Annotated in this window: 16 protein-coding genes, 1 tRNA gene and 2 pseudogenes; 7 read left to right on the top strand and 12 right to left on the bottom strand. The window is 35.5% G+C overall.

Features of this window, described 5'->3' with window-relative positions; translation table 11 throughout:
• The 4 genes from F981_RS09655 to F981_RS09670 form a co-directional block, all read right to left on the bottom strand.
• The gene (locus F981_RS09655; protein WP_016539512.1) at positions 1-432 is read right to left on the bottom strand and encodes a 2-amino-4-hydroxy-6-hydroxymethyldihydropteridine diphosphokinase; all 432 of its coding nucleotides are present in this window, start codon (positions 430-432) and stop codon (positions 1-3) included.
• Positions 389-769 (bottom strand): dihydroneopterin aldolase, encoded by a 381-nt coding sequence (folB, locus tag F981_RS09660; RefSeq protein ID WP_004720998.1) that lies wholly within the window; start codon positions 767-769, stop codon positions 389-391. Before folB ends, F981_RS09655 begins: the two co-directional genes overlap by 44 nt.
• A gap of 107 nt (positions 770-876) precedes the next feature.
• The gene (locus F981_RS09665) at positions 877-2,175 is read right to left on the bottom strand and encodes an ABC1 kinase family protein (RefSeq protein WP_004721001.1); all 1,299 of its coding nucleotides are present in this window, start codon (positions 2,173-2,175) and stop codon (positions 877-879) included.
• 39 nt (positions 2,176-2,214) lie between these two features.
• Entirely contained in the window at positions 2,215-2,997 is a 783-nt protein-coding gene (locus tag F981_RS09670; protein ID WP_004721002.1) for a HesA/MoeB/ThiF family protein, read from the bottom strand.
• Between the two features lie 298 nt (positions 2,998-3,295).
• Between F981_RS09670 and F981_RS09675 the strand changes: the two genes are divergently transcribed.
• Both F981_RS09675 and F981_RS23900 read left to right on the top strand, forming a co-directional pair.
• Complete coding sequence (locus F981_RS09675) at positions 3,296-3,769, top strand: Lrp/AsnC family transcriptional regulator (protein ID WP_004721004.1); 474 nt, start codon at positions 3,296-3,298, stop codon at positions 3,767-3,769.
• A gap of 164 nt (positions 3,770-3,933) precedes the next feature.
• A pseudogene (locus F981_RS23900) lies at positions 3,934-4,406 on the top strand (GrpB family protein).
• 246 nt (positions 4,407-4,652) lie between these two features.
• Here F981_RS23900 and F981_RS09690 read toward each other — a convergent pair.
• The 3 genes from F981_RS09690 to F981_RS09700 form a co-directional block, all read right to left on the bottom strand.
• A complete protein-coding gene (locus tag F981_RS09690) occupies positions 4,653-6,107 on the bottom strand; it encodes a hypothetical protein (RefSeq protein ID WP_004721014.1) in 1,455 nt (484 codons plus the stop codon).
• A 924-nt stretch (positions 6,108-7,031) separates the two neighbouring features.
• Positions 7,032-7,781: a YebC/PmpR family DNA-binding transcriptional regulator gene (locus F981_RS09695; protein ID WP_004721018.1), complete on the bottom strand. Its 750-nt coding sequence runs from the start codon at positions 7,779-7,781 to the stop codon at positions 7,032-7,034.
• A 106-nt stretch (positions 7,782-7,887) separates the two neighbouring features.
• Complete coding sequence (locus tag F981_RS09700; RefSeq protein WP_004721021.1) at positions 7,888-8,451, bottom strand: 1-acyl-sn-glycerol-3-phosphate acyltransferase; 564 nt, start codon at positions 8,449-8,451, stop codon at positions 7,888-7,890.
• A 748-nt stretch (positions 8,452-9,199) separates the two neighbouring features.
• Here F981_RS09700 and F981_RS09705 point away from each other — a divergent pair.
• The 3 genes from F981_RS09705 (at position 9,200) to F981_RS09715 (ending at position 11,645) form a co-directional block, all read left to right on the top strand.
• A complete protein-coding gene (locus tag F981_RS09705; protein WP_004721023.1) occupies positions 9,200-9,628 on the top strand; it encodes an MAPEG family protein in 429 nt (142 codons plus the stop codon).
• Between the two features lie 465 nt (positions 9,629-10,093).
• Positions 10,094-11,200 carry an OmpW/AlkL family protein gene (locus F981_RS09710; protein WP_004721026.1) on the top strand — a complete coding sequence of 369 codons (1,107 nt, stop codon included), beginning with the start codon at positions 10,094-10,096 and terminating at the stop codon, positions 11,198-11,200.
• Positions 11,201-11,411: 211 nt separating this feature from the next.
• Positions 11,412-11,645: a DUF2171 domain-containing protein gene (locus F981_RS09715; protein ID WP_004721027.1), complete on the top strand. Its 234-nt coding sequence runs from the start codon at positions 11,412-11,414 to the stop codon at positions 11,643-11,645.
• 115 nt (positions 11,646-11,760) lie between these two features.
• Here F981_RS09715 and F981_RS09720 read toward each other — a convergent pair whose 3' ends face one another.
• Together F981_RS09720 and F981_RS23905 are read right to left on the bottom strand one after the other, a co-directional pair.
• Positions 11,761-12,045: a hypothetical protein gene (locus F981_RS09720; protein WP_004721029.1), complete on the bottom strand. Its 285-nt coding sequence runs from the start codon at positions 12,043-12,045 to the stop codon at positions 11,761-11,763.
• Between the two features lie 425 nt (positions 12,046-12,470).
• Positions 12,471-12,638 carry a hypothetical protein gene (locus tag F981_RS23905; RefSeq protein ID WP_004721030.1) on the bottom strand — a complete coding sequence of 56 codons (168 nt, stop codon included), beginning with the start codon at positions 12,636-12,638 and terminating at the stop codon, positions 12,471-12,473.
• Positions 12,639-12,949: 311 nt separating this feature from the next.
• Here F981_RS23905 and F981_RS23910 point away from each other — a divergent pair, with 311 nt between their 5' ends.
• Positions 12,950-13,096, top strand: coding sequence for a hypothetical protein (locus F981_RS23910; RefSeq protein ID WP_004721032.1), 147 nt, complete (start codon positions 12,950-12,952; stop codon positions 13,094-13,096).
• 403 nt (positions 13,097-13,499) lie between these two features.
• Here the strand turns inward: F981_RS23910 and F981_RS24380 are convergent.
• A pseudogene (locus F981_RS24380) lies at positions 13,500-13,692 on the bottom strand (integrase family protein); the annotation flags it as partial.
• Positions 13,693-13,840: 148 nt separating this feature from the next.
• Between F981_RS24380 and F981_RS09730 the strand changes: the two are divergent.
• Positions 13,841-13,917, top strand: a tRNA-Ile gene (locus F981_RS09730).
• 233 nt (positions 13,918-14,150) lie between these two features.
• On the opposite strand, the gene F981_RS09735 is transcribed toward F981_RS09730, so the two are convergent.
• Both F981_RS09735 and uca read right to left on the bottom strand, forming a co-directional pair.
• A complete protein-coding gene (locus F981_RS09735; protein ID WP_004721035.1) occupies positions 14,151-14,843 on the bottom strand; it encodes a GntR family transcriptional regulator in 693 nt (230 codons plus the stop codon).
• 3 nt (positions 14,844-14,846) lie between these two features.
• Positions 14,847-18,449, bottom strand: a complete 3,603-nt coding sequence (gene uca / locus F981_RS09740; RefSeq protein ID WP_004721036.1) for an urea carboxylase — start codon at positions 18,447-18,449, stop codon at positions 14,847-14,849.
• Between the last annotated feature and the right edge of the window lie 4 nt (positions 18,450-18,453).

Here is an 18,453-nt window from a genome sequence, read left to right on the forward strand (position 1 = left end):
CTATAAAATAATAACTGGAAATTGATCTGCGGAATGTTTGAATAATGCATCTTCCCAAAGATCAGACATCGGCACTTTAACATCCAACGCCAATGGTAGTTTCTTTGGATTAAATTGCATTGCAGTTAAATGAGATCCCCATGCAATGAGATCAATATCCAAGGAAATTTGATGTGATGGGCGTACACGACCTGAGTCTGCTTCCATCTTTTTTAATAAAGACAGCATTTCATCTACAGACAGCTGACTTTGAACCAAACATGCAGCATTCCAATAATCTGCACCAATTCCATCACGGCATGGAATCAAATAGATTGGAGAAAATGACACCATTCCCAAATGGGCAATCTGAGCAAATGCTTTTTGAAAATTTTGTTGTGGATCGCGATTACTCGCTAGAGCTAGGGCGAATATCATTTCGGTGTCGTTCAAGACGAATTCCTACAGAATTTGCTTGCGGGATAATGGCAGGCTTACGGATCGTAATCATAATCGATTCAATAGGCGGAAAGGTAGAGAAAAGCGTATTCAACACCAATTTGGCCGCATGTTCGATCAATTTTGGCGCAGCATCCTGAATCACTTTGGCAGAAATTTCACAAATTTCTGCATAGTTCAACGTATCGACCAATTCATCTGAGTTAGACGCTTGTTCTAAACTGGTTTGAATGTGGAGATCCAACATTAAAGGTTGGATAATTTGCCGTTCCCAATTGAAACAGCCGATCACCGTCTCAACTTTCAACCCTTCAATGATAATTGCATCCATGACGTTTATAAATTCTCAATTTAAATAAAAAATGCCCTTTTAAAAAGGGCCAAGTAAGATTTTACAATCAAACTCAGCCAGCTTTTCACAAAGGGAAAACATCTATATCAATGTTTTAACAGCGACACAGGATCAATATTTTGCACCATCTGTAAACGTTGGTCAGCATAAATATCGGTATATGGCGCAAGAACACGCATAAAACGATCAAAATAGAGCATTTGCTTAAATAATAAGGCGAAGTCACGTGGGAAACGAATACCATGACGCTCGCCTACACCCACCATGTCCATCATGATGTCATTTAAATCAGATGGGTTTGACGTCATAATTTTTTGTGGATCCGCAAGCAGTACACCACTAAATAAACGTTCTAAATCTTCTGCCAAAACCTGAGTGTCGACTTGAGTACTGGTCATGCCCATACCCAACATATTTTCAGCCATCAACTTGTAATCAGTCTTTTGCAAAGCATCCATAAATGCCATACATGCTTGCCAAACTTCAGGTTTTAACTGTCCAACGATACCAAAATCAATAAAACCAATACGGCCATCTTCAAGCAACATCAGATTACCTGCATGCAAATCAGCATGGAAAGACTGGCATAACATCAAACTACCAAACCAAGTATTCATGGCGGTAATCAGCACTTGAGATGGATCTTTCGCGACCTTTCTCACTACATCAAAATCAGTCAGTGGCACGCCATACAAGCGTTGCATGGTAAGTACACGACGTGTTGAAAATTGATGATAGACCTTTGGTGCTGTTGCTGCGGTGTTTTGCGACACATTGAGATAATTCACAAAATCATCTAAATTTTGTGCTTCTTCAATAAAATCAACTTCACGTACCATCCGTGTTTTAATTTCATCAACAATATCGGCTAATGAAGCGAATTTTACTTTTGGAATTGCTTTTTCCAACACCTTTGTTGCCCAATGCAATACATTTAAATCGGTATAAAGAATAGTTTCTACACCTGGTTTTTGCACTTTAATTACAACATCTTCACCGGTCACCAATTTGGCCGCATGAACCTGAGCAATGGACGCTGAAGCAAGAGGCTTTTCATCGATGGATGCAAAGATTTCACTTAAATTACGTCCAGCAAATTCTTGTTCCAACACGTCTTGAACATAGCTAAAAGGTAAATAAGGCGTTTGATCTAAACAGCCTTGAAACTCTTCAACATATTCACGAGGAAATAAAGATGGTGTACTGGCAATAAATTGACCCAATTTAATATAAGTTGAGCCTAATGATTCAAAAGTTTCACGCATCAGTTTGGCATTACTTGGTTTTTCAGTGGCGTATTTAATGCCAGCTTTGGCTGCGATAACGGCAGTTTCCCCAACTCGGGCAACTGAACGCAGACCATCTAAAAAGATATTATTTTTCATAATGTCAACATTAAATTGAATTTGTATAAGTGTAGCAAATTAATCAGCATTTGCAGTATGGCTTGCCTGACAGTTTGTACAATCTCTATCTTTTTCAAAGGCTAAAATTCGTTGTTTCATTGTTAATCCATCCCAAAGCATCAGTTTTTGTTTCAATGGGGTTTTTGCTAAACCTAAATATAGAAGTGCATGATGTGCCTGTAAACTTGCCATGACATTGGGTGTGGTGGCCAATACACCTGAATCAGCACAACGTAGACTTTCATTATGTTGTTGCGCTTTGGGAAATAAGCATTCATAACAAGCTGAGCCACCTTCAACCATAAAAAGCTGACCTTGGAAACCAATCGCAGATGCACTAATCAGCGGGATATGCAGCTGGGTACAGATGTGGTTCACCAGATAACGGGTAGTAAAATTATCGCAACCATCTAAGACTAAATCTTGCTGAGCAATCAATGCCTGCGCATTATTTTCATCCAATTTACTGGTATAGCTTTCTACTTGGATAAAAGGATTAATTGTTTGCAATCTCTTCGCCAAGATCTCCGATTTATAAAACCCGACATCTTGCGCAACATAGGCAATTTGTCTTTGTAAATTACTGATTTCAACCGTATCAGCATCAATCAGACTAATTTTCCCAACACCTGCACGTGCCAACAATTCGGCAGTGGTACACCCTATTCCACCGCAACCAACAATCAGCACATTGGCGAGTTTTAATTTTTCCTGCGCCTCAATATCCCAACCATTCAGCAGAATTTGACGGGAATAGAGATACATTTCAGATTCGGTAAGTTCTAGATCGTGTTCAAGCATGGGGGGATAAACTTTTCAATTTTAATCAGTATAAAGTAAAAATTTTATAGAGGAGCAATTACTAAAATAATCTTTAATCCTTTGGGTTAGGTTTTATCAATTCGCTCAATGTTTTCAACAGGTCATTTGCAAAATCATCATGATATGGTTCAACACAGTATACAATCAGATTTAAACTGTTTCATTTTCCATAACCTAGCATTTTATGATATTTATTCTCAAAAATGATTCAAATATTGAAAAACTATAAAAATCAATCTACATTAATACAGAAAATTTTTTCAAGCTGGATAAAAATATGGAACTGGATCGTTACGACAAACAAATTTTAGAAATTTTAACCCATGAAGACATCAATCTAAATGAATTGTCAGAACGTATTAACCTGTCGGTAAGTTCTGTCCATCGTCGTATCAAACACTTGATCGAAACTGATATCATGACCAATCTAAAGCGTGATATTAATTTTGAAAAATTAGGCTTTAAATTACATGTCATTTTACAAATTTCCCTAAGTAAACATGATACTGATACCTTTGCTAAATTTTTAGAAGAACTCGAAAACATCCCTGAAGTGATTAACGCCTTTTTAGTGACTGGGCAAACTGCTGATTTCCTTGTAGAAGTTATCGCAAAAGATATGGAGAATTACAGTGAAATTTTACTCAAACGTATTGGTAAAATTGAGCACGTGGTTGCACTACATTCAAGCTTTGTGATTAAAGAATATAAACGCGTGTTTAATTGTACTGGCCTACTCAATCGAATTTAAATTATGTATTGAGTCCGTTTAGTTTCCACACGATGAATAGAATGGACTTAAAAGTTTACGAAGCAAAGCTACTCTCATTGGTCTTAAACATTGGTTTTATGATGTTTTAAATAAGTAGAATTTAAAAATCAAAGATATCACATTGTATTTGAATGGATCTTTTTATGAGATTTTATTTAGCCGAAGAATATCAACCACTATGTCATGCACGGTTTGCGTATTATCAAACTCAAATCAAAGCACTTTTAACCAATGCAGAGATTGAGCACATTGGCGCCTCTTCGATTCCAAATGCAATCTCTAAAGGAGATTTAGACATTTATATTGCAGTGGATCAATCTGAATTTAATGATCCAATTCAAAACTTTATGGCTTAAATTTTCAAGAAAAATTAGCAACACTGAGAACGGATCAACTGTGTATGTTGGAATCGCTCAATGGTGATGATGTCGCCTTTCAACTGGTTGTCAAAGGTTCTGAATTTGAGTCATTTATTAAGTTTAGAGATCGACTCAGGCAATCGCCTGAACTGGTGCAAACGTACAATAATCTAAAAAAGCGTTGTGAAAATTTAGATATGATCGATTATCGGATTGAAAAAAATAAATTTATTTCCGCTGTTTTAAACCAGCAATAAATTCTCTCAATAAAAAACGCACCAAAAGGTGCGATTAACATTCAATTAAATCAATATGTTGTAATTTTATTGCACTCAATATTTTCATTTATTAAATTTAAAAAATAATCATGTTTTATTAAAAATTTTATCATCATTGCACTGCCTGAATCACTCTTAACTAGATAAGATTTATTACTGATGCTCAGATTGTCAGTATCAGTAATGTTCTCTTTTAAATTCTGTACGAATTCCAGTAAATTAAGATTAACAAAATTTGAGGCTACCATAACAATTTGGGGCAAAATTTTGCCCATTAAGCTGAAGGTTAGATAGATTCATTTGTAGGGGAGCAACATTTGATAAATTTACATTTCCAATATTTGCATCAAGGCCATTTCCACTAATAATTCCACCAAGATCATTTGTTCTGGCAGGATTTTGCTGTAAATAATCTCCAGCTTTCGTAGCAAATTGACCAAGCAATGGCTCAATACTTAATTTTTGGGTTGGTTCTACTCGACCTATACTGATAGGATCTGCAAGTGCTAACCACCAACCTGGCTGTGCAATATTTAAGGATTCAGAACCTGGCCACAATAAACTCTGATTTTGTAAGCTTAAAGATGCAGCCGAATTCACCTGTAAGCTATGAATAAAGCCAAGAGCTTCTTGAAAATTTACAGTCGCTTTTGCACCACTTACTGAACCACTCATTTTGATATTAGTAAATTGACGCCCTGTTGGTGCTGCTAAACAAGCAGGAATTAAAAAAACCGTGTTTTGACATCCTGTTATCTTAGCGTCTACGGGATTACCAGCTGTGTATACTGCTGTTGTGGTTCCATTTGCATCAAAGGTTGTTCTACCTATTGCTGGATAATCATTTCCTGTCCCTAAATTGATAGTTGGAATATCAACAGATGCAGATAAGCCAACTGATGTCTTACGATTTCCTACAACAACAATTTGGGAAGTTTCAAAAGGAAGGTTATTCATTTCTGGAATACTGAATCCCCCTCCAGTTGTGATAAAACTTGCATTTGCTAATCCAATTGCAACTAAGTTGCCTTTAATTGGATATGTAGCTAGATTCATAAACTGTGCAGCAGTATCGGCATATCCTTTAATTTTACTTTGTTCTGCAACAGTAGTACCAATACCTGACTGTACTTTCATGTATCCAGAGAAACTATTTAGTCCATTCGCAACAGATGAATTTTCTGTTCCTAAAGTCAGCAGACCTAGTATTTTCTCGGCACTCAGTCTCAATCCTACCATTTCTCTTGTTGATGACTGACCAGGATTTTTAATTGCAAACTCAATGAAAGGGTTAGTTAATTTTGCACTGGAACTTGCTCTGCCAGAATTAGTATCAGAAATACCACTTAAACTTAAATTATCAATATCAAGGTCACATCCACCAGCCCCGTTCAATCCCCCACAACCTAGTTGTAATTTTTTAATATTAGCATTCAACTCTAGTTCTGCTTCCAAACCTAAGCGATAAAAACCGATATTCTGGCTACCGCCAGTGCGCTGTCTTTCCAAGTTATCTGAATCATTAGGTGCAATAAAAGACATACTCATTAAAGCCTGACCAGTAGTCGCTGACATTTCACTTTCTGACATAGGTTGAAAAGTTTCAGAACTTGCATAAACTGAATAGTTGCTAAAACAGATTAATCCCAAAAAAGCATTTGATAAAAATACCTTTTTCATTATAAAAATCCTTTTTTCATTGTAAGAATGCTTATTAGTTTAAAAATTCAAACAATTACTTTTATTAATAATCGTAATGCAATTTTGCTGTAATTGTATACTTTTTTTTATTCTTCTCAAACTCTTTTTAATTTACCTAAACATTCTAATGTATAAAAATTTTGACTATTGAAGACTGTGGTCTATAACTAAAAAGAGAACTCCAGCATTGCCCACCGTGAGTGGGTTTTTATCTCAAAATCCGATCTTAAATTCACCATACGCAAGCTTTATAATTGTTTTGTCAAAATTTTCATTATAGTTTTTGCATTTTTAATAGTTTTTTCCAGCATTATTCCTAAGGATAAAACTCTATCCAAAGAACCTTAGTACATCATTCAAACCACTACACTCGTTGTATTTAGCAACGGTATAACGATCCTTAGCGTGATTTCTTTACCCTGCCCTAATTTCAATTTAAGGAGTTTAGGGCAAAGTATCATTTAGATATCTGTAGTTTCAAATATGCTGTATTAAAGTAATTTTAGAAAATATTAACTATTAAAAAAATTAATTTCATTAAGTATTCGTCTTCACTCTCAAGAAATTCTTTCTCTTCTAAATTACATGAAAATGCTTCAAAAATATGATTAATTACTTGAATTACACTCTCTTTGTTAAAATTTTCAATGTTAACTAAAATCGACAGTGCATCAGAAATTTCATTCAGGCTAAAAGAGTATTCAAATCGTCCAATTTCAATTAGATCTTTGATTGATTGATCAACAGAAGCAATGTTGATCTCATCTTGTTGAAGGATTTTATTTAAATTTAGTCAAATGAAAAATAACTTATAAACTATTGTTTTTTATTTAATAAATTAAATTAAAACGCGTAATAATAAAAAACGCACCCAAAGGTGCGTTTTATCAACTCAAATCAGACTTAACTGTCTAATTCAGCCAATACTTCATCTGTGAATTCAACATTGGTATATACGTTTTGAACATCATCAAGATCTTCAAACATATCAATCATTTTCACAATGAGTTTTGCTTGATCCACATCAGCAATCAATGCTTTTGTTGATGGGCTCATGACCACTTCTGCATTATCAGATTTTAAACCAGCAGCAGTCAAAGCATCTTGTACATCACCAAAACTTTCTGGTGTAGTGATTACTAAGATTTCATCTTCGTTCACTTCGATATCTTCAGCACCAGCTTCCAAAGCCACGTCCATGATTTTATCTTCCAAAGAAACATCTTCAAAAGTAATCTCACCACGTTTGGTAAACATGTATGCCACTGAACCCGCAGTACCTAAGTTACCATTGGTTTTAGAAAAACAATGACGTACATCAGGCACAGTACGATTAAGGTTATCTGTCATGGTTTCTACGATAACCGCAACACCACCCACACCATAACCTTCATAAGTGACTTCTTTTAAGTCATCGTTATCTTCACCACCAGCACCACGCTGGATAGCGCGGTTGATCGTGTCACGTGTCATATTCACTGAAAGTGCTTTTTCGACAACAGCACGTAGACGAGGGTTACTTCCCACATCAGGACCGCCAAGTCTTGCTGCTGTGGTTAATTCACGAATATATTTGGTAAAGACTTTACCACGACTTGCATCTTGTTTTGCTTTACGATGCTTAATATTGGCCCACTTGGAATGACCCGCCATGCGAAATATGCTCCTGTAGATTGGCTTTATGCCATATCAAATTGCGACAATTCTACCATAAGCACTTTTTTATGAGAAAGTGCTTATTTTTTAGATTTAATGCAAATTAAGAATTTTTTGCTTCAGGAATCACAATATCGAGCCCTGTATGTTGTTTATATAGACGTTTAATTTCTGCTAAGTCTTGATCTAGATCTGTTGGGTAAATTTTTCCAAAGATCCCACCCTGTTTTGTTTTTGAGTTTGCATACATTAAAACAATAGGAACACCAGCTGCTTTTGCGATATGCCAAAAACCAGTACGGATCGGTTTACGTGCTTGCCCACGTTCTGCGCGAGTCGCTTCTGGCGCAATCACCAAATTAAATTCTTCATTACTCTGAAACAGATCAACCATTTGTGAAACGATATCTTTGTTTGACTTACGGTCTACAGGAATACCACCAATTTTTTCTAAAATCGGTTTTAAAGGACCTTTAAATAATTCTTTTTTAATTAAAGTATGGATTTTAATGTCATGAATTTGAAAAATTGCCAATGACAACACAGCATCCATCATGGATGTATGTTCAAAACCGATGATGACTTGTTTTTTTTCTAATACACTTTGATCAACTTCATATGACCAACCTGAGAGCTTAAAAGTAAGTTCTCCCAACATCTTTTTCATAAATACCTGACATCATAAAATCATAATTTGCGAATTGTCCGAGTAAAAGCTTAAAAAGACAATCTCTATTGTGCTTATTTTTTACATTTGTATATTTATTTTTGTCATTTTAAACACTTGTTTTGCTACACCAAAATGTATGCTTAAAATAGAAAACCGTTAAACGCACCAATATCATCTAACTTCCTCTAGAACAAAAATATAAATTTTTCATAAAAAACATCCATATAAATCATAATCTCAATAATAAGGTTCAAATCAATATTTTTTATCTTGTTAAAATCATTTAGACTTTAGTCTTAATTGCGCCATAAGCTCAAAAATTTTACCTGCAAAAGGATTGCAATATGTTGATGCCTCTCTTTGGCGTAAGTGCCTTAGTCTTTGTTTTGATTTGCACATGGAGCATATTTGAAATTTATTTAGAAAAACGAAAAAAGTAACACTGCATACTATTCCCGCTCAATAGCCACAAACTTTGCTAGATCATCGTATAACGCAACACACTCAGCAGCAGCTCTCATTGACTCAAAGCTTAGATCATCGTTAAAAGCACTCGATTAATTTTCAATTGTGTTTAAGTTTCTAATCATTCGATTCTATTTCAGTCATTCTCACCAAAAAATAAATCAGAGCCATCAAGCATTAAAACTGCTTCTAAAAATTTCTCTCGACAAAGTTTAAAAATCACTTTAAATAGATACACTTAATTAAATACATCTAAAGCATATAAAATAAATGGGGATCTATGAATAATCTACTACATATCTATGCATTTTGTGTGGTTTTGCTTTTTTTTAAAATGCTTGTAATCTCTTGTTATCAAGGATTTTATCGTATAAAGAATAAAGCGTTTAAAAATGCCGAAGATGCTAATTTTGTCAGTGTCCAAGCCCGACCCGAAGAGCTGCCACAAGTAACCAGAGCCAGCCAAGCTTGGGCAAATGATTTAGAAAATATTCCCGTGTTTTGGGTGTTTGGAGGGCTTTGTATTGCATTAAACCTAAGTAGTGATTTTATTGTCTGGATCTTTTGTATTTTTACGATTGCAAGAATCACACATACAATCACCTATCTCAGTGCAATGCAACCATGGCGCAGTATTTCTTATGCTGTTGGAATAATCTGTCTTATTATTTTGGCGATTCAAATCATAATCACATGTATTGGATTTTAAATAAATGCAAATCAATAGGCATTAACTGATCATTTTATTCTTTATTCGCTATTTTATAATAGTTAATTTCTTTATAAGTTGTATTTTATAGTTGGAAAAATAATACAACTTATATCGATAATTCACCAAAATATTCTATGAATAATAATTAAATTTAGATTTACTAATCTATGCTGTAATTTTTTTAATATAATCAAAAGTAAAGTAAATTTATCAAAAAGTAAAACTATGTCACTATTTTGTAATACTTTATTTATATGAAAAATATACTTAAAAATACATTATTTTCAAACAACTCTATGATTTTATGTTTTTTATATTACTTTTCGATCATTATTAATTAACTTCTAAGTCTTAATACTGTTTTTAAATTAGAGTTTTTACTCTACTTATTGGTTGTTTTATGTAATTTTAATAATCTCATTGTCAAGAAGACAGTGATTGTATTTAAAAGGATGAATTCAAGTGAAAACAAAAAAGATCTTTCAAAAAGCCGTCATTACAACCTCACTCATTTGTATTGCGGGAATAAGTCAAGCTGAAGATTTTAAACGCTTCTCGGTTTCTTCAGGTTGGTTACATATGTCATCAATGGGGAAAGCACAACCTTTTAGGATTAATACCTCTGTAGGTAATGGTACTAAAGCTGCGGTGGGTGTAATTTCAGGCAAAACGATTATAGATAATCTCGATCAATCGCGTATTGATGCGATGGATCCCAACCTTATTAGCATACTCAACATGCCGAGTAATGAGGAAGGACGGTATGTATTTGATGATCTGTTGGATGCAATTATGGCAGATGACCCAACATTAATAGACCAATTAACAGGAATTGCTGAAATCAATGGGATTGCCCATTGGTCAGCGGATGCTGGTTTGGAAGTTGAGGATGTAGACACGTTAGGTATGATGTTTACTTATAATGTCACCGACAATGTTGCTGTTCAATTGATTGCAGGGATTCCACCAAAAGTTGATCTAAAAGGAAAAGGTACTGTTTATGCACCCTTTTCAGCAGCTTCTCAACCACTCGGTGGCATTGCAGGCGATTTGTATTTAAAAAACAATCTTTTAATTACAGATTTGGATAGTTATAACACTGCTGCATCTGCTAGAGCTTGGACGCCTGCCATACAAGCGCAGTACTATTTTGGTAAATCTGGTGTCAATAAGTTCAGACCATTTGTAGGTGCTGGTTTAATGTATGCCTACTTCAATGATATCGAAATCAATTCAGGAATTGAAAATGATTTGATACGTGCTGGACATATGATTCAAAACATTCATGATGGTAAAGCAGGTGCTTCTTTAGAAGGAAAGCCATCGAGCGGCAACATGAAAGTTAAAGTAGATGCAACTGATGCCATTGCTCCGATTGTTACTGCTGGTTTTACCTATGACTTTAAACAAAACTGGTTTGCTACAGCCTCTATTTCTTATGCGAAGTTAGACAATACGGCAACCATTACTGTCCTAAACACCAACAACAATGCAAAGCTCATTCAGGCTAAAACTAAAATTGAGATCGACCCACTGATCACTTACCTTGGTGTAGGTTATCGTTTCTAAGTCTATCTGTTAAAACCTAAAGCCATTACAGTGACTTAAATACTGTAATGGCTTCATTTATAATTAATTTCAAAAAATTACCATGTATAAAATTTAATTCATTAAGTAATTATTTTGGCTGTCTTGTAGCCTTTTCATTTCAGACCAAGACTCACCTATCTATTTCATATAAGGTAAATATTCAAATCACATTTCAATAGGAAAGTATCAAATGACTTCTATCAATGTTGAAAGTATTAAGAATCATGCCGATGTTATTGCGTCTTGTGGAACCAAAGTTGGTGAGGTAGATCACCTTGTTGGAGCAGACCAAATCAAACTGACCAAACATGGCGATGGACATCACCATCTCATCCCAACATCTTGGGTTGGTGAGATAAAAGGCGAAAAAGTGATCTTAACTAAAGATTCTCAAGAGGTTAAAGACACTTGGCTAGAAGTATAGATTTTGCCTATTACAACTGAGTTTTATTCAATTTATGTGTGTCACGTTCTGAAGTAGATTGACACTTATTCCATATAAAACGCTCGATGAGTTTCATCGAGCGTTTTATATTTGATTAAATCTTATTTTTTAAGACTTTCGTATCTTCATCCAATCTTAATTGGCGTTGTCTTTCGCCTTCATTGATAAGATCGAGGCGTTTGCCCCAGTATTGAATTGCATATTGATATTTTGCAAAAAATGCAAAAAACATAAAGGTTAAGGCTGGACCTAAAACAATTTTATCTGCTTGACCTATGAATTTCTCATAGATCGCCATGCCGAGCGCACAAAAGGTTAAAACCATAAACATAAAGAAGCTAAATTTTAAAAAATTATCGAAGCTTTTACCTTTAAACATAATCAAGAATACATATCATTATCATTTGATAGCTTATTATAGGAGATAGGATCTAATTTTCAAGTGATCACTATTGGTTTTGTATTGATGGCTTTGTATTGATATTGAGCAACCTTATTTCTGATTTAGATCCTTCATCAATCATTGTATTTTGATTGGCATGCTGATCTAAGAATTTGCTTTTTAAAATCTGTCTAATAAATTACACTTTGATATTCGCTCGGTTTGCATGTTGATATATTTTCTATTCTAGAATTTATGAGTAGTAATATGGGTAATGAATAATGGCGTAATGTTTTAAATAACGAGCACAGATAATCCTATAGGCAAACTTTAAAAATCATCTTTATAACTCTATTATTTAATTTTTCAAAGTTAGCAGTTTATTTAACAAATAAAAAATCCACCGAGGTGGATTGAATCAGCTAAGAGTGGCGTAATTTTTTCCCACCTCCATCCTGCTTATTTACGGTCGCCCAAGCAATACGTTGTGCATCTTCATCCGAACGGCCTTGTTTTTTCTCACTTTCATAAATATGTTGGGCTTGTCTTTTCTGCTTTGCTGTATATGCAGATTTATCTCCTATAGGCATAATCACGTCTCCATATAACGATAAATATAAGGATTATCTTTATAACATGGATTATTTTATTCGCTGTTTAGTGTTGTAAGTTCTTGTGAATTTGAGTCATGCTTATTTATTTTAACTCAATATAGAATACCAATTAACACTATGTTTTTATTTTTAAAATAACTAACCCTTATTTTAAAGTATCATTTCATTTAATACTTAAAATTTCACTTAATCTACATTGATCACTTTTTAACAACATTTATTCACACAGTATTGATGAGATTAGTCCACCATATAAATTAATCACTTGATAAATCTTAGAGGTTAATATGCAACCTGATAACAACCCATCAACAGCTCAAGAAAGATCAGAAAAAGCACAAGAAAAGCGTAGAATCCCAAAATATATTTTACTCATAGTGGGTCTATTTTTGCTTGCGATTGTGATCTATATGCTTGCGAGTTGGCAAGGCTAAGTTAGAGTAATTTGCAGCTATTTTTATAAGCTTAGCGTTTTAAAAATGTTTAAAGCAGATTAAGAAAAGCAAGGTGTTTCCTTGCTTTTCTAATAGTGAATTTAATTAAAATCCTATTTAAAATAAAAAATCTTAAATTAAGATGCTAATCACACTTCCAAATACCGCCCTCTTTTTAAACGATCTATTTTTGATTGTATAGTCTATGATTGATCTTGCTTGAAAAGACTCTAAATTGAGGTAATCCATAAAAACTTCGTTTGCTCTAGCTACTGTAGACTTCTTCTTCTCGATATTTAATTGTTGTTGCTGCTCTGATATTTTTGCTTTTTCTCTGGGTTGGGATTTATCCCTTATGCCATTTGCAGCAATTTTCTCTCTACCAATTCTTACGCTTAGTCTAGATCGATATTTCCATATAATCCGAAGTTGAGCAAATAGATCGACTGAGAACTTTCTTTTCAGCGATATAAGTTTTATCGCTGTTATTTACACGTACAACAAAGCCAATCAACTTATTGTCTCGATAAATCGCAGATCTAAGCTCCAATTGATCAATAAATGTCTTTTGTCAGCTTTACTCTTGGTGTTGACATATATAGAATCTCTAGCTGTCGCAATGCTAAATACTATATCAAGCTATTCTCTACAGTCTACTTGTAAAAAAACTTGATAAACTCTAAAATCTTAGATAGTATTGCACACGTTCCAAGTAGTTGATAATTAATCAATTCACTTGATGAAGGGCCTGTAGCTCAGTTGGTTAGAGCAGCGGACTCATAATCCGTTGGTCCCCAGTTCAAGTCTGGGCGGGCCCACCAAATAAGACAACCACTTAGGTGCATTAATCCTAAGTGGTTTTTTGTTGTTTGCTATTCTTGATTAACTATTTTACATCTGCTTTATCGTCAATTAGCTTTTTTCTTTTAATCGAAGTGTGGAACTTGCCCCCCTCATTTTTCAGCATTTATACATTTCTCTCAATTTACAACAAATATTCATCATCCTTCCCTTAAAAGCATTGAAGTATAAGTCAATTAATCAAAATTTTAGCTTAAATAAATTGACTAGAATCTAGCATTTGCAATGTAATTTTCTTTACCTCATCACGGCTCTGTTTGATATGCTCTGTAGTCGCATTTAGCGCAGAATCCCGTTCTTTTCTAAAAATAAAACCTAAAATAGTCTGATGCTCAGCATAAGTTGCCTCTATACGATATTGTTTGGAGAAATCTAAGCGACGAATAATTCTAATTTTTTCACTCAGTTCTCGATGTATTCGTGCCATTTCCTGATTACCTGCTGCACGAACAAGAGAACAATGGAAATCTTCATCTTGTTGAGAAAGCGCCTTAATATCTTTTAGGTATTGCTCAGGTTCGATACACCATAAATCTTTTAATACTGCCAACTCAATTGATGGCTCCCCAATATGAGCGCAAAGTATTTCGATGGCTGCTTTTTCTAAAATGATGCGAACATCATACAGTTCTTCATAATATCTAAAGTTCAGTGGTCTCACCTGCCAACCACTTCGAAAACTAACCTCTACATAACCTTCCTGCTGTAAACGATATAAAGCTTGACGTATAGGGGTACGACTCACTTGATAAGTTTTAGCAATTTCTGACTCAGTAAAACGCTCACTCGGCATAAGTTTAAAATCAAAAATATCATTCTTGATTCTTCGATAAACCAGCTCAGACAAATTGTCTGAGCTTTTTAAAGAATTCTTTATTTCAGTCATATCCTATTCCATATAGACCAATGGCTCACCACTATGTACTGTCTGACCAGCGCGACAAGTCACAGCTTTTACAATACCGTCTTCAGATGCATATACAGGTAATTCCATTTTCATAGCCTCGATGATCGCTACAGTTTCACCTTTCTTCACCACTTGACCATGTTCAACCAATATTTTCCATATATTGCCTGTCATTGATGCATTTAAAGCGACAAAGTGACTAAAATCTTGCTGTTCAATGTAATCCTTTTGGGTTTCTTCTGGATGGATAAAATCTTCTTTCCATCGTTCAACTTCAGTTTTAAAAGCAAACTGTTGTTTTTCTTTAAAGACCTCGATGCTGTCAGCTTCATCCTCTAAAAATTTACAGTATTGCGCATAATCAAATTCAGTTTCTTCAATTTGAATTTGAGCTTGACCATTGGCAAAATCTAAACGCCACTGATCTAATTCAGCTTCAGTAACCTCAAAAAATTTGATTTGGTCAAAAAATTGCAGGAACCATTGTTTATCGCCAAATTGTTTATTCTTTTTAAATTTATTCCAGATCGGTAATGTGCGACCAATTAATTGGTATCCACCTGGTGAATCCATTCCATAAATACACATGTACATACCACCAATTCCCACAGTCCCTTCTGCGGTAAATGTACGTGCTGGATTATATTTAGAGCTTAATAAACGATGACGCGGGTCTATCGGTACTGCGCAAGGTGCTGTCAGATAAACATCTCCTAATCCAAGCACAAGATAATTTGCATTAAATAAGATTTGTTTAACTTCATCACGGTGTTTCAAACCATTAATTCGCTGAATAAAATCCACATTATTTGGAAGCCATGGTGCTTTGGCGCAAACACTTTCCTGATATCGTTCAACTGCACTCAGGGTGGCACTATCTTCAAATGCCATGGGTAAATAAACGATACGTGATGGTATTTTTATTTGGCTTAGATCTCCCATTTGTTCTTCTAAATAGAGCAGTTCAGCGATTAGCGTTTTTTGCGGGATGATCAAACCATCATATTTAATTTGCAAGGAACGAACACCAGGTGATAATTCTAAAATACCTGCGATATTGTGAGCACGTATCAGCTCTATCAATTTGTGGACACGTAACCTAAGGGAAAGATCCAGAATATTGTCACCATACTCAAGTAAGATATAACTATCTCCGGCTTGACGATAAACTGTTTTTGGAGAAAGCTGCATAGCCTCTCTCTGTGCCAAAATCGTCGTACCCATTTCCGCTTTAGAAATAGGGGCTACATCTGGAACAGCAGTTGAAAAGTTTTCAATCAAATCTAGCTGCTGTTGTTCTAATTGATTCGCTTGTTCTACGCTTAATGGATAAAAAGAGATTTTATCATCTGCTTTAAGTTGTCCGATTTTCCATAATTCTGCTTTAGCAATCGTTACTGGGCAAACAAACCCACCAAGACTTGGTCCATCTTTAGCTAAAATAACAGGGAAATCACCTGTAAAGTTGATTGCGCCAATGGCATATTCACAATCGTGTACATTGGAAGGATGTAATCCAGCTTCTCCACCATTTTCTCGTGCCCAACTAGGCGTTGGCCCACTTAAACGAATTCCTAAACGGTTTGAGTTAAAATGAACCGTCCATTCTGAAGCAAAGAATTCTTCAATATATTCTTGTTTAAAAAAATCTGGTGCGCCATGTGGGCCATATAGCACTCCGATTTTCCATTCGGTGCTATAGCTTGGAATTAAGTGGTTAGACAATGCTTGTGGTTGTGCAATGGCAATAGGTAACTCATTCATAAGTAAAGTCGGATTCACCATTTTAATCGTATCACCTGCACGAAGTGTACGACCAGCATGACCTCCAAAATTACCTAATGCAAAAGTCGAGCGACTGCCTAAATATACTGGGACATCCAAACCATCCCGTACTGAAAGATATGTTCGACAACCGGATTCAACTTGCCCTAACTCAAGTATCTGTCCAGACTTGACTGTGATCGGTTGCCAAAAATGAATAGTTTGATCGTCAAGATATGCAGAACATGGCGCACCTGTTAATGCAATGGTGGTATCAGCATGAAATTTTAACGTAGGCCCCATCAAGGTAAATTCAAAACCCGCAGCTTTAGCATCATTGCCTACAATTTTATTTGCCAATTGGAAAGCAAAATCATCCATAGGGCCTGATGGTGGGACGCCAATATCCCAATAACCAATACGCCCAGGATAATCTTGAATCGAACTTAATGTTCCCGGCTGAACCACTTCAATCACCCGAGGTGTATATTTAAAATCGTCTAACATCCGTGTCCAGATTTGCATACTTTCAAAGCGAACATCTGAAATAATCTCACGCGCATAATCAAGATTGGTACTAATACCGTTGAGTCGTGCTTCAACTAATGCTTGTTTTAACTTTTGTATCGCAGCCTCACGATTTTCAGCATGAACGATGATCTTAGCAATCATTGGATCAAAATATTGAGAAATTTCAGTGCCTGTAGATACCCATGTATCAACCCGAATTCCTTCAGGGAAATAAACATCAGTTAAAACACCTGGACTCGGCTGAAAATTCTTAACTGGGTCTTCTGCGTAGACCCGAACTTCTATAGCTGCACCTTGGGGCTGTATATGCGCTAAGTCATCCCAATCCAACCGATCCCCTGATGCGACTTTTAGCATACATTCGATTAAATCCAGCCCTGTTACCATTTCTGTTACAGGGTGTTCAACTTGTAGTCGAGTATTGACCTCTAAGAAATAAAACTCATCTCGTGCTGCATCATAAATAAACTCAACGGTTCCAGCGCTACGATATTGAACCGATTTTCCGAGCTCAATTGCAGCTTGATGTAGTTTTTTTCGTGTTGCGTCAGGTAAATTTGCTGCAGGTGTTTCTTCAACAATTTTTTGGTTACGACGTTGTAGTGAACAATCCCGTTCTCCCAAAGCAACCACTTGACCTTGACCATCACCAAATATCTGTACCTCTACATGACGAGCCTTATCTATAAAGCGTTCTAAAAAGACGCCAGCATCCTTAAAAAATTGCTCACCTAAGCGTTTCACACTTTCATAAGCTTCCATTAAGGCATCTTTTGAGTCACAGCGGGTTAAACCAATACCGCCACCACCTGCGGTACTTTTCAGCATGATCGGATAACCAATTGTTTCCGCAGCTTCGAGTGCTTCATCTAAACTATTTAATAAACCTGTTCCGGGTGTCATTGGCACATTGGCTATGGCCGCCAGTTCACGTGCACGATGTTTTAGTCCGAATTCTAAAATTTGCTCGGCTGTAGGCCCCATAAATGCAATATCGTTTTCCTCACATGCTTGAGAGAACTCAGCACTTTCAGAAAGAAAACCATAACCCGGGAAAATCGCTTGTGCGCCTGTGTCTTTTGCAATTCGGATTAACTTTTCAATACTCAAATACGTATCTGCTGGCTTAATCCCCTGTAAAGCAACTGCGAGGTCTGCATCTAATACATGCTGAGCATAACGATCTGTGTCTGAATAGACAGCTATACTTTTGATGCCTAATTTCTTTAAGGTTCGAATGGCTCTTACAGCAATTTCACCACGGTTTGCAATTAATACAGTATGAAACATGATG

Origin of the sequence: Acinetobacter guillouiae CIP 63.46 (genome assembly GCF_000368145.1) — a bacterium.
In the GTDB taxonomy this organism is placed as follows: Bacteria; Pseudomonadota; Gammaproteobacteria; order Pseudomonadales; family Moraxellaceae; genus Acinetobacter; species Acinetobacter guillouiae.